Source organism: Serratia sp. GW822-FHT06D09, assembly GCF_058799515.1.
Genome location: NZ_JBXALO010000001.1, coordinates 810,196 through 822,301, shown reverse-complemented (window position 1 = coordinate 822,301; position 12,106 = coordinate 810,196). Strand labels below are relative to the sequence as shown.

8 protein-coding genes are annotated in these 12,106 nt (G+C 52.8%); 7 read left to right on the top strand and 1 reads right to left on the bottom strand.

All coding sequences use genetic code 11. The features are described from left to right. Positions 1–134 precede the first annotated feature (134 nt). Positions 135–2,807, bottom strand: coding sequence for a bifunctional acetaldehyde-CoA/alcohol dehydrogenase (gene adhE, locus AC1RKG_RS03740; RefSeq protein ID WP_493182063.1), 2,673 nt, complete (start codon positions 2,805–2,807; stop codon positions 135–137). A gap of 524 nt (positions 2,808–3,331) precedes the next feature. Between adhE and AC1RKG_RS03735 the strand changes: the two genes are divergently transcribed. From AC1RKG_RS03735 to oppF, 7 genes are all read left to right on the top strand, one after another. After that, positions 3,332–3,976 (top strand): YchE family NAAT transporter, encoded by a 645-nt coding sequence (locus AC1RKG_RS03735; RefSeq protein ID WP_020827188.1) that lies wholly within the window; start codon positions 3,332–3,334, stop codon positions 3,974–3,976. Between the two features lie 691 nt (positions 3,977–4,667). After that, complete coding sequence (locus tag AC1RKG_RS03730; RefSeq protein ID WP_046373378.1) at positions 4,668–6,305, top strand: ABC transporter substrate-binding protein; 1,638 nt, start codon at positions 4,668–4,670, stop codon at positions 6,303–6,305. 151 nt (positions 6,306–6,456) lie between these two features. Then, on the top strand, positions 6,457–8,094 hold the full coding sequence (oppA, locus tag AC1RKG_RS03725) for an oligopeptide ABC transporter substrate-binding protein OppA (protein ID WP_020827186.1): 1,638 nt from the start codon (positions 6,457–6,459) through the stop codon (positions 8,092–8,094). An 83-nt stretch (positions 8,095–8,177) separates the two neighbouring features. After that, positions 8,178–9,098 (top strand): oligopeptide ABC transporter permease OppB, encoded by a 921-nt coding sequence (oppB, locus tag AC1RKG_RS03720; RefSeq protein WP_020827185.1) that lies wholly within the window; start codon positions 8,178–8,180, stop codon positions 9,096–9,098. Positions 9,099–9,112: 14 nt separating this feature from the next. After that, positions 9,113–10,021, top strand: coding sequence for an oligopeptide ABC transporter permease OppC (oppC, locus tag AC1RKG_RS03715; protein ID WP_020827184.1), 909 nt, complete (start codon positions 9,113–9,115; stop codon positions 10,019–10,021). An 11-nt stretch (positions 10,022–10,032) separates the two neighbouring features. Further along, positions 10,033–11,049, top strand: a complete 1,017-nt coding sequence (locus tag AC1RKG_RS03710) for an ABC transporter ATP-binding protein (protein WP_020827183.1) — start codon at positions 10,033–10,035, stop codon at positions 11,047–11,049. Further along, the gene (gene oppF, locus AC1RKG_RS03705) at positions 11,046–12,047 is read left to right on the top strand and encodes a murein tripeptide/oligopeptide ABC transporter ATP binding protein OppF (protein ID WP_020827182.1); all 1,002 of its coding nucleotides are present in this window, start codon (positions 11,046–11,048) and stop codon (positions 12,045–12,047) included. The genes AC1RKG_RS03710 and oppF overlap by 4 nt, the downstream gene beginning before the upstream one ends. Positions 12,048–12,106 lie beyond the last annotated feature (59 nt).

Here is a 12,106-nt window from a genome sequence, read left to right as displayed (position 1 = left end):
GTGCGTTTAACATACTGGTTCATCACATTTTCCTCTGTGCGTGAGTAAAATGTGTCAACGCTATTCAGGACGGGTCACACCGCATAAAAAAACCGCCTTTCGGCGGTTTTTTGTTGGCTCAACTCAATGAACCGTTATTTTTTGGTCTTCTTTACCGTCTTGGCGACAACCGGTGCGGTCAGAACCTCTTCATCAACCGCTTCGCTGAATTTACGGCCGTAGAAGGTATCCAGCATGATTTGCTTAAGTTCAGCAATCAGCGGATAACGAGGGTTAGCGCCGGTACATTGGTCATCAAAGGCGTCTTCAGACAGCTTGTCTACTTTCGCCAGGAAATCGGCTTCCAGCACGCCGGCTTCGCGGATTGAAGCAGGGATGCCCAGTTCGGCCTTGATTTCGTCCAGCCAGGTCAGCAGCTTCTCGATTTTCTGTGCGGTACGGTCGCCCGGAGCGCTCAGGCCGAGATGGTCAGCGATTTCAGCGTAGCGGCGACGCGCTTGTGGGCGGTCGTACTGGCTGAAAGCCGTTTGCTTGGTTGGGTTGTCGTTCGCGTTATAGCGAATGACGTTGGAAATCAGCATGGCGTTGGCCAAACCGTGTGGGATATGGAACTCGGAGCCCAGTTTGTGGGCCATTGAGTGGCAAACCCCGAGGAAGGCGTTGGCGAACGCGATACCGGCGATGGTCGCAGCATTGTGCACGCGCTCACGGGCTACCGGGTTCTTGGCACCTTCTTTATAGCTGGTTGGCAGATACTCTTTCAGCAGTTTCAACGCTTGCAGCGCCTGACCGTCGGAGTATTCGTTCGCCAGGACTGAAACATAAGCTTCCAGCGCGTGAGTTACCGCATCCAGGCCACCGAAGGCGCACAGGGATTTCGGCATGTTCATGACCAGGTTGGCGTCAACAATCGCCATGTCTGGTGTCAATGCGTAATCCGCCAGAGGATATTTCTGGCCGGTTACGTCGTCGGTCACTACCGCAAACGGCGTAACTTCTGAACCGGTGCCTGAAGTGGTGGTGACGGCAATCATTTTTGCCTTCACGCCCATTTTCGGGAACTTGTAGATGCGTTTACGGATATCCATAAAGCGCAGCGCCAGGTCTTCGAAGTGGGTTTCAGGGTGTTCGTACAGCACCCACATGATCTTCGCAGCATCCATCGGTGAACCGCCGCCCAGCGCGATGATCACGTCTGGCTTGAAGGAGTTCATCTGTTCAGCGCCTTTACGCACGATGGACAGCGTTGGATCCGCTTCAACTTCAAAGAATACTTCTGTTTCAATGCCGTGCGATTTCAGAACGGAGGTAATCTGGTCTGCATAGCCGTTGTTGAACAGGTAGCGGTCGGTCACAATGAAGGCGCGTTTTGCCCCGTCGGTCGCTACTTCTTCCAGCGCGATTGGCAGTGAGCCACGGCGGAAGTAGATTGATTTCGGAAGTTTATGCCACAACATGTTTTCTGCTCGCTTCGCTACAGTTTTCTTGTTGATCAGGTGTTTTGGACCGACGTTTTCAGAGATGGAGTTACCGCCCCAGGAACCGCAGCCCAGCGTCAGAGACGGAGCGAGTTTGAAGTTGTACAGGTCACCGATCCCACCCTGAGAAGCAGGGGTGTTGATCAGGATACGCGCGGTTTTCATCTTGTCGCCGAAGAAGGCTACGCGTTCCGGCTGGTTATCCTGGTCGGTGTACAGGCAAGAGGTGTGACCGATACCGCCCATCGCGACCAGTTTTTCCGCTTTGCTGACGGCGTCTTCAAAGTCTTTGGCGCGATACATAGCCAGCGTTGGCGACAGTTTTTCGTGTGCGAAAGGTTCTGACTCATCGACCAGCTTCACTTCACCGATCAGCACTTTAGTGCTTGCCGGGACTTTGATGCCTGCCATTTCAGCGATTTTCGGTGCTGACTGACCGACGATAGCCGCATTGAGGCCACCGTTTTTCAGGATGATGTCCTGTACGGCCTTCAGCTCTTTACCCTGCAGCATGTAGCCGCCATGGGAAGCGAAACGTTCGCGCACTGCGTCATAGATGGAGTCAACCACGATGACGGATTGCTCAGAGGCGCAAATCACACCGCTGTCGAAAGTTTTAGACATCAGAATAGAGGCCACGACGCGTTTGATATCCGCCGTTTCGTCAACCACTACTGGGGTATTACCCGCACCCACGCCGATGGCCGGTTTGCCGGAGCTGTAGGCTGCTTTCACCATGCCTGGGCCACCGGTGGCCAGGATCAGGTTGATGTCAGGGTGGTGCATCAGCTGGTTGGAGAGTTCAACGGTAGGTTGATCGATCCAGCCGACGATGTCTTTTGGCGCACCGGCGGCAATCGCTGCCTGCAGCACGATATCGGCCGCTTTGTTGGTGGCGTTTTTCGCACGTGGGTGCGGAGAGAAAATGATACCGTTACGGGTTTTCAGGCTGATTAACGCTTTGAAAATGGCCGTGGAAGTTGGGTTGGTGGTGGGTACGATACCGCAAATCAGGCCGATAGGTTCGGCGATGGTGATGGTACCGAAAGTATCGTCTTCAGACAGGATACCGCAGGTTTTTTCATCTTTATAGGCGTTATAGATAAACTCTGATGCGAAGTGGTTCTTGATCACTTTATCTTCAACGATACCCATACCGGATTCTTCAACGGCCATTTTAGCCAGAGGAATACGGGCATCGGCAGCGGCGAGGGCAGCAGCGCGGAAAATTTTATCAACTTGCTCTTGAGTGAAGTTGGCATATTCGCGCTGGGCTTTTTTGACACGTGCAACTAGCTCGTTCAGTTCAGCGACATTTATTACAGCCATAATGCTCTCCTGATAATGTTAAACTCTTTCAGTAAATCAGCCGTGCGAGCAACTAGTATAGACAGATCGGTGGAAAATGCTGTTTTAAAAACAAAGGTTTCCCATCTTTTTGTGCTGCATGTTGCTGATTTGCTTAAAGAGCTTTACCCGATGCTTCAGCAGGAGAAGACAGCGGGCCGAACAGAGATGCCACTTTTTCCTTAACCTGTTCTACTCCCTGACTACGACTAAGAGCTTAACTACTCTTGGGTAGTGATTATGTGATTTAAATCAAAAAAATCGCATGCTGACACCATTCAGCTATGGTTTTTGAGAATCATTCTTAATAACCGCGATGTCAGGCACTTTTTTCAACATAAAAAATCATAAACCGTACATTACGTTAACAATGGTGATTTGCTTTATCAGTACACGCATTAATAGATAAAAATCCTGCTGATGACCAATGGATAACCCGTGGCAATTCCATTACATTAGCGCGCGTAGGCAGTGTCACTTTTAAAGCTATTAAAGCGGAGTCATTTGTGGGCCAATCTCTGTTGGATTTTTCCGGCTACATTAAATTTTTTGTCGGCCTGTTTGCGCTGGTGAACCCGGTGGGCATTTTGCCGGTATTTATCAGCATGACCAGCTACCAGGCAGCTGCCGGGCGCAACAAAACCAACCTGACCGCCAATCTGTCGGTCGCCATTATCCTGTGGACCTCGCTATTTTTGGGGGAGGGGATTTTGCGCATGTTCGGCATCTCAATCGATTCCTTCCGCATTGCCGGCGGCATCCTGGTGGTTACCATTGCGATGTCGATGATCAGCGGCAAACTGGGGGAAGACAAACAGAACAAACAGGAAAAATCAGAAAGCGCGATCCGCGAAAGCATTGGCGTCGTGCCGCTGGCATTACCGCTTATGGCCGGGCCGGGTGCGATCAGCTCCACCATCGTTTGGAGTTCCCGCTACCATAGCTGGCAGAACCTGTTGGGCTTTACTCTCGCTATCGCGTTGTTTGCCTTTTGTTGTTGGCTGTTGTTCCGGGCCGCGCCTTTGTTGGTGCGTTTATTGGGGCAAACCGGCATTAACGTCATCACCCGAATCATGGGTTTATTGCTGATGGCTTTGGGTATCGAATTTATCGTTACCGGTATTAAGGCCATATTCCCGGGACTGTTGTAATCCGGCGACGGAGTCGTGAATAGGGCGATTCGCGACTCAAATTAATTTTAAAAATTAAAATCAATTATTGGTTCGCATTAATATAGTGCGCAATATGAATGAATTTTATTCACTTGCACCAGGATGTGGCATAAATCTCAATTTGTTGCTCAATAAAAACGCTAAGCGTTGTTTTTACCCCTTATCCTCCCCAGTTTTTGCCCTTTTTCTGCCTCCTAACATCAAATCCGCTGTTAATTTAATCACATCATTCTGTAGGGCTTGTCTCGCTTTCATCCAGGTGTTATTAGTGATTAACCGCACATAAGCAGGTGTTTGTTCTTTGAACGGCTGGTTTGTTAACTGAATGTTTCTTTGTCTGTTTTGCCAGTTTGCTTCGTGCCGTCAGGATAAGGCTTGCTTTATTTTATTTGATTAAAATCAATTAGTTATGTTGTGCAACTGTCACCCTCGTCCGGGGGGTACAGATCGGGCTTGATGCAATAAAAGAGAATTGCTTAACATTTCTGTAAAAATTATTGGCTATGGAATTTGCCTTCTGCTAATTTCCGAGCAACTTTCTACGCGCAATTAACGCGATTGCGTCGTCAAAGTGGGAATGATTTTTGCTGGTGTCTGTTTATTTAGAATTCTTATAAATACTTCACGAATATCGATAAGCAATGCTTGTTGGTGAAAAGGAGCCTCGACCATGCAGCAAACCCGAAAGCGTACTCCATTGGCTATGTTCATTGCCGGCTTGCTGAGTATCAGCGCCGTATATTCTGCTCAGGCGGCCGACGTTCCGGCCGGAGTGCAATTGGCTCAGCAGCAGAACATTGTAATTAACAACGGCACGGAAGTGGCTTCGTTGGATCCGCATAAGGTCGAGGGGATACCGGAAAGTAATATTATTCTTAACCTGTTGGAAGGGCTGGTCAGCACCGATGCCAATGGGCATGTGGTACCGGCGGCGGCAGCCCAGTGGGAAAATCAGGATTTCAAAACCTGGACTTTCCACCTGCGTCCGGACGCGGTGTGGAGCGACGGTTCCCCGGTTACCGCACAGGACTTCGTTTATAGCTGGCAGCGCCTGGCCGATCCGAAAACCGGCTCGCCTTACGCCAGCTATCTGCAGTACGCCAAAATTGAAAATATCGACGACATCCTGACCGGCAAGAAAACGCCGCAAAGCCTGGGCATTAAAGCCATCGATGATAAAACGCTGCAGGTCACGCTGAGCGAACCGGTGCCTTACTTCATTAGCATGCTGAGCCACACCTCGCTGAAGCCGGTAAAACGTTCGGTGATCGAGAAGTTTGGCGAGAAATGGACGCTGCCGGCGAACTATGTCGGCAATGGAGCCTATCGCCTGAAAGAGTGGGTGGTGAATGAGCGCATTGTGCTTGAACGCAGCCCGAGCTATTGGAACAACAAGAAAACGGTGATCGATAAGGCGACGTTCTTGCCGATCGCCTCCGAGGTCAGCGACGTTAACCGCTTCCGCAGTGGTGAAATTGATATCACCAACAGCGCCATCCCGCCGAACCTGTTCGCGAAGATGAAGAAAGAGATCCCTGAGCAACTGCACGTTAACCCTTATCTGTGCACCTTTTATTACGAGATTAACAACCAGCGTGCGCCCTTTACCGATCCGCGAGTGCGCGCTGCCGTGAAACTTACGCTGGACCGCGACATTATCGCCAACAAAATCATGGGCCAGGGTCAGATCCCGGCGTTCAGTTTCACCCCAACCTTTACTGAGGGCGCCAAATTCACCGCGCCGGCGTGGGCGAGTTGGAGCCAGGAACAGCGCAATGCCGAGGCAAGGAAGCTGCTGGAGCAAGCCGGTTTCAGCGCCGCCAAACCGCTTAAGTTCACGCTGCTGTACAACACCTCCGACCAAAATAAGCAGCAGGCCATCGCCGCCGCTTCGATGTGGAAGAAAAACCTTGGCGCTGAGGTGACACTGCGCAATCAAGAATGGAAAACCTCGCTTGAAAGCCGCCATCAGGGGCAGTACGACATAGCGCGTGCCACCTGGTGTGGAGACTATAACGAGCCGAGCGCATTCCTCAATCTGGTGCTTTCCAACAGCAGCATCAACACCATTTTTTACAAGAGCCCAGCGTTTGACGCCCTGATGGCCAGCACGCTAAAAGCGCCGGACGAGGCTGCACGCGCCGCCCTTTATCAGCAGGCAGAAGCTCAGTTAGATAAAGATTCGGCGTTGATTCCGGTGTATTACCGCGTCAGCGCCCGCCTGATCAGACCGTCGGTGGGGGGCTTTACCGGTAAAGATCCGCTGGACTACACCGATGTGAAAAATCTGTACATCATCAAGCAGTAACGAGGGGTATTACGCCACGCCATCAGCGGTGGAGTAATACAGGGAAGGCCGCCTGCCGTATTCGTTCAGCGGCAGCCGGTATAACAAGGTCCGCTCACGGGCAACGCAGGCTCCACGATGAGCCTGTGATAATAAAAACTGGAGTATACACATGACCAACATCACGAAAAAAACCATCCTTGCGGCCGGCATTATTGCCGCGCTGGGTATCACAGCAACCGGAAGTGCTTTTGCGGCCGACGTGCCGGCGGGCGTGCAACTGGCGGACAAACAAGAGATCGTTAAGAACAACGGTTCGGAAGTGCAATCGCTCGACCCGCATAAAATCGAAGGCGTGCCTGAAAACAACGTAACGCGCGATCTGATGGAAGGCCTGGCCAACAACGGTCTGGATGGTTCCATTGTCCCGGGCGTAGCGGAAAGCTGGGATAACAAAGATTTTAAAGTCTGGACCTTCCATCTGCGTAAAGACGCAAAATGGTCGAACGGCAAGCCGGTCACGGCGCAAGATTTCGTGTATAGCTGGCAGCGCGTGGTGGATCCAAAAACCGCATCACCTTATGCCAGCTACCTGCAATATGCCCACGTAGAAAACGTGGATGACGTCATCGCCGGCAAGAAAGATAAGTCTACCCTGGGCGTGAAAGCCATTGATGACCATACCTTCCAGGTGACCCTGACCGAGCCGGTGCCATACCTGGTTGAAATGACGCCGCACTATGCGATGAAGCCCGTATATAAAGAAGCCGTCGAGAAGTTTGGCGAGAAGTGGACCTTACCGGCCAACTACGTCAGCAACGGCGCTTACAAACTGAAAGATTGGGTGGTTAACGAACGTATTGTGCTGGAACGTAACCCGGAATATTGGGATAACGCGAAAACCATCATCAACAAAGTGACCTTCCTGCCAATTTCTTCGGAAGTGACCGACGTTAACCGTTACCGCACCGGCGAAATCGACATGACCTATAACAACATGCCGATCGAACTGTTCCAGAAGTTGAAAAAAGAGATCCCGAAAGAGGTTCACGTAGATCCTTATCTGTGTACCTACTACTACGAAATCAACAACCAGAAAGCGCCATTTACCGACGCACGCGTGCGTGAAGCGCTGAAATTGGGTCTGGATCGCGACATCATCACCAATAAAGTGAAAAACCAGGGCGATCTGCCGGCTTACAGCTTCACACCGCCATACACCGACGGCGCCAAACTGACTCCGCCTGAGTGGTTCAGCTGGACGCAAGAAAAACGCAATGAAGTGGCGAAAAAGCTGCTGGCCGATGCAGGCTATGGCCCAGGCAAACCGCTGACTTTCTCCCTGTTGTACAACACTTCAGATCTGCATAAGAAGCTGGCGATTGCCGCAGCCTCCATCTGGAAGAAAAACCTGGGTGTGGATGTGAAGTTGGTGAACCAGGAGTGGAAAACCTTCCTGGATACCCGCCATCAGGGGACCTACGACGTTGCGCGTGCCGGCTGGTGTGCAGACTACAACGAACCTAGCTCGTTCCTGAACATGATGCTGTCTGACAGCAGCAGTAACACCCCGCACTATAAGAGCGCCGAATTCGATAAGCTGATGGCCAATGTGCTGACGGCGAAAACCAAAGAAGAACGTGCCGAGCTGTATCAGAAAGCCGAAGTTCAGCTGGATAAAGATTCTGCCATCGTTCCGGTTTATTACTACGTGAATGCCCGTCTGGTGAAACCTTATGTTGGGGGTTACACCGGTAAAGACCCGCTTGATAACGTGTACGATAAAAACCTGTACATCATCAAGCATTGATACGGTAAGTGCCGGCGGTGTTAACCGCCGGCCCATGTTGTGAATAATAAGCCGTTATCAGGCTGCAACACAGGGTTAGGGCAATGCTTAAATTTATATTTCGTCGCTTATTGGAAGCGATCCCGACGCTATTTATTCTGATCACCATCTCCTTCTTTATGATGCGCCTGGCGCCCGGCAGTCCATTTACCGGCGAACGCGCGTTGCCGCCGGAAGTGATGGCCAACATCGAAGCCAAATATCATTTGAACGATCCTATCTGGAAACAGTACGGCCATTATCTGGCCCAGCTGTCGCAGGGCGATTTTGGCCCTTCATTCAAATATAAAGATTATTCGGTCAACGATCTGGTGGCTGCTTCATTCCCGGTCTCTGCCAAACTGGGCCTGGCCGCATTTTTGCTGGCGGTGATCCTGGGGGTTAGCGCCGGTGTGGTGGCTGCGCTGAATCAAAATACCAAATGGGACTATACGGTGATGGGTTTTGCCATGACCGGGGTGGTGATCCCCAGTTTCGTGGTGGCGCCGTTACTGGTACTGATCTTTGCCATCACGCTGAAATGGCTGCCGGGAGGGGGCTGGAACGGCGGGGCACCGAAATTTATCATCTTGCCAATGGTGGCGCTGTCGTTGGCCTATATCGCCAGTATCGCCCGTATCACGCGTGGCTCGATGATTGAAGTGCTGCATTCAAACTTTATCCGTACCGCGCGCGCCAAGGGTTTGCCTATGCGCCGCATTATATTGCGCCATGCGTTGAAGCCTGCGTTATTGCCCGTGCTTTCCTATATGGGCCCGGCGTTTGTCGGCATCATCACGGGGTCAATGGTTATCGAAACCATTTACGGCCTGCCGGGTATCGGCCAGCTGTTTGTTAACGGCGCGCTAAACCGCGACTACTCTTTGGTATTGAGTCTGACCATTCTGGTTGGCGCTCTGACTATCCTGTTTAACGCGATCGTGGACGTGCTGTACGCCGTTATCGATCCAAAAATTCGTTATTAAGCTGGAGCACGCAAATGATGTTGACGAAAAAGAACAGCGAGGCTCTGGAGAACTTCAGCGAGAAGCTCGAAGTGGAAGGACGCAGCCTGTGGCAGGATGCCCGTCGCCGCTTTGTGCACAACCGGGCGGCGCTCAGCAGCCTGTTCGTATTGGCTTTGATTACTCTGTTTGTGATTGCGGCGCCGTGGCTGTCGCAGTTTGCCTATGACGATACCGATTGGGCGATGATGTCGGCCGCACCAAGTCTCGAATCGGCGCACTACTTCGGTACGGACTCGTCGGGGCGCGATCTGCTGGTGCGCGTGGCAATTGGCGGGCGTATCTCGCTGATGGTTGGCGTGTCGGCTGCGCTGGTGGCGGTGATTGTTGGCACCCTGTATGGCGCAATGTCGGGTTACCTGGGCGGTAAAATCGACTCGGTGATGATGCGTCTGCTGGAGATCCTCAACTCCTTCCCGTTCATGTTCTTCGTGATCCTGCTGGTGACCTTCTTCGGGCAGAATATCCTGCTGATCTTTGTCGCTATCGGCATGGTGTCGTGGCTGGATATGGCGCGTATCGTGCGTGGCCAAACTCTGAGCCTGAAGCGTAAAGAATTTATCGAAGCGGCGTTGGTGTGCGGGGTTTCGAGCCGCAACATCGTGCTGCGCCATATCGTGCCGAACGTGCTGGGTGTGGTGGTGGTTTACGCCTCACTGCTGGTACCGAGCATGATCTTGTTCGAATCTTTCCTCAGCTTCCTGGGGCTGGGTACGCAAGAGCCGTTAAGCAGCTGGGGTGCATTGCTGAGCGATGGCGCCAACTCGATGGAAGTTTCACCGTGGTTGCTGCTGTTCCCGGCGGGTTTCCTGGTTGTCACTCTGTTTTGTTTCAACTTTATCGGCGATGGCCTGCGTGACGCCCTCGACCCGAAAGATCGTTAAGGAGTGCAATCATGAGCACCATTGAAAATCCGCAGTTGCAAACCGCCGGCAGCGTGAAGTCGTCGCTGTTGCTGGATGTAAAAGATCTGCGCGTGACCTTCGGCACCCCGGACGGTGACGTGACGGCAGTGAACGATCTGAATTTTGATCTGCGCGCCGGTGAAACGCTGGGTATCGTGGGCGAATCCGGCTCCGGCAAATCTCAGACCGCCTTCGCGTTGATGGGACTGCTGGCCAGCAATGGCCGCATTGGCGGTTCGGCCAAATTTAACGGTCGTGAAATCCTCAACCTGCCGGAAAAACAGCTCAACAAGCTGCGGGCAGAAGAAATTTCGATGATCTTCCAGGACCCGATGACCTCGCTCAACCCTTATATGCGCGTTGGTGAGCAGCTGATGGAAGTGCTGATGCTGCATAAAAACATGAGCAAAAGCGAAGCTTTCGAAGAATCGGTTCGCATGTTAGATGCGGTCAAAATGCCGGAAGCGCGCAAGCGCATGCGCATGTACCCGCATGAGTTTTCCGGCGGCATGCGCCAGCGCGTGATGATCGCCATGGCACTGCTGTGCCGGCCCAAGCTGCTGATTGCCGATGAGCCGACCACCGCATTGGATGTGACGGTGCAGGCGCAGATCATGACGCTGCTGAACGAGCTGAAGCGCGAGTTCAATACCGCGATCATCATGATCACCCACGACCTGGGCGTTGTGGCCGGTATCTGTAATAAGGTCTTGGTGATGTATGCCGGACGTACCATGGAATACGGTAGCGCACGGGATGTGTTCTATCACCCGAGCCATCCTTATTCCATTGGTTTGCTGAATGCGGTACCGCGTCTGGACGCCGAAGGCGAAGCGCTGATGACCATTCCCGGCAATCCGCCGAACCTGCTGCGCCTGCCGAAGGGCTGTCCGTTCCAACCGCGTTGTGCGTACGCGATGGCGCAATGTTCGAGCGCTCCGCCATTGGAGCAGTTTGGTGAAGGGCGCCTGCGCGCCTGCTTTAAACCGGTGGAGGCGTTGGTATGACTGCGGTAACCGACAAGAAAGTGCTGCTCGAAGTGGCCGATTTGAAAGTGCACTTCGACATTCATGATGACAAACAGTGGTTCTGGCAGCCGCCAAAAACGCTCAAGGCCGTTGATGGCGTGACGCTGCGCCTGTTTGAAGGGGAAACCCTGGGCGTGGTGGGCGAGTCAGGCTGTGGCAAATCGACGTTCGCCCGCGCCATTATCGGCCTGGTGAAGGCTACCAGCGGCCGCGTGGCCTGGTTGGGTAAAGACCTGCTTGGCATGAGCGACGTCGACTGGCGCAAAACCCGCAGTGATATCCAGATGATCTTCCAGGATCCACTGGCTTCGCTGAACCCACGCATGACCATCGGTGAAATCATCGCGGAACCGCTGCGCACCTATTACCCAAAAATGCCGCGTCAGGAAGTGAAAGACAAGGTAAAGGCGATGATGCTGAAGGTTGGTCTGTTGCCTAACCTGATCAACCGCTATCCGCATGAGTTCTCTGGCGGTCAGTGCCAGCGTATCGGCATTGCGCGCGCCTTGATCCTCGAACCTAAGTTGGTGATATGCGATGAACCAGTCTCGGCGTTAGACGTGTCGATTCAGGCACAGGTGGTGAACCTGCTGCAGCAACTGCAGCGTGAAATGGGCCTGTCGCTGATCTTTATCGCCCACGATCTGGCGGTGGTCAAACACATCTCCGACCGTGTGTTGGTGATGTATCTGGGCCATGCGGTGGAGCTGGGTACGTATGATGAGGTGTACCACAATCCACAGCATCCTTACACCAAAGCGTTGATGTCGGCGGTGCCGATCCCGGATCCGGACAAGGAGAAGGAAAAGCAGATCCAGTTACTGGAAGGGGAACTGCCTTCGCCGATCAACCCGCCCTCTGGCTGCGTGTTCCGCACCCGCTGCCCGATCGCCGGGCCGGAATGTGCCAAGACGCGTCCGCTGCTGGAAGGCAGCTTCCGCCATGCCGTGTCCTGTCTGAAGGTCGATCCGCTGTAAACGGCCATTTCATTCCATTTTGTTGCCTGAAGGGTTCATGTTTGCATGAACCCTTTTTT

Bases quoted from the DNA above. Each gene is read 5' to 3' on its own strand.
- AC1RKG_RS03710 (WP_020827183.1), top strand. From the start codon at position 10,033: ATGAGCACCATTGAAAATCCGCAGTTGCAAACCGCCGGCAGCGTGAAG.
- oppC (WP_020827184.1), top strand. From the start codon at position 9,113: ATGATGTTGACGAAAAAGAACAGCGAGGCTCTGGAGAACTTCAGCGAG.
- oppF (WP_020827182.1), top strand. From the start codon at position 11,046: ATGACTGCGGTAACCGACAAGAAAGTGCTGCTCGAAGTGGCCGATTTG.
- oppB (WP_020827185.1), top strand. From the start codon at position 8,178: ATGCTTAAATTTATATTTCGTCGCTTATTGGAAGCGATCCCGACGCTA.
- oppA (WP_020827186.1), top strand. From the start codon at position 6,457: ATGACCAACATCACGAAAAAAACCATCCTTGCGGCCGGCATTATTGCC.
- adhE (WP_493182063.1), bottom strand. From the start codon at position 2,807: ATGGCTGTAATAAATGTCGCTGAACTGAACGAGCTAGTTGCACGTGTC.
- AC1RKG_RS03730 (WP_046373378.1), top strand. From the start codon at position 4,668: ATGCAGCAAACCCGAAAGCGTACTCCATTGGCTATGTTCATTGCCGGC.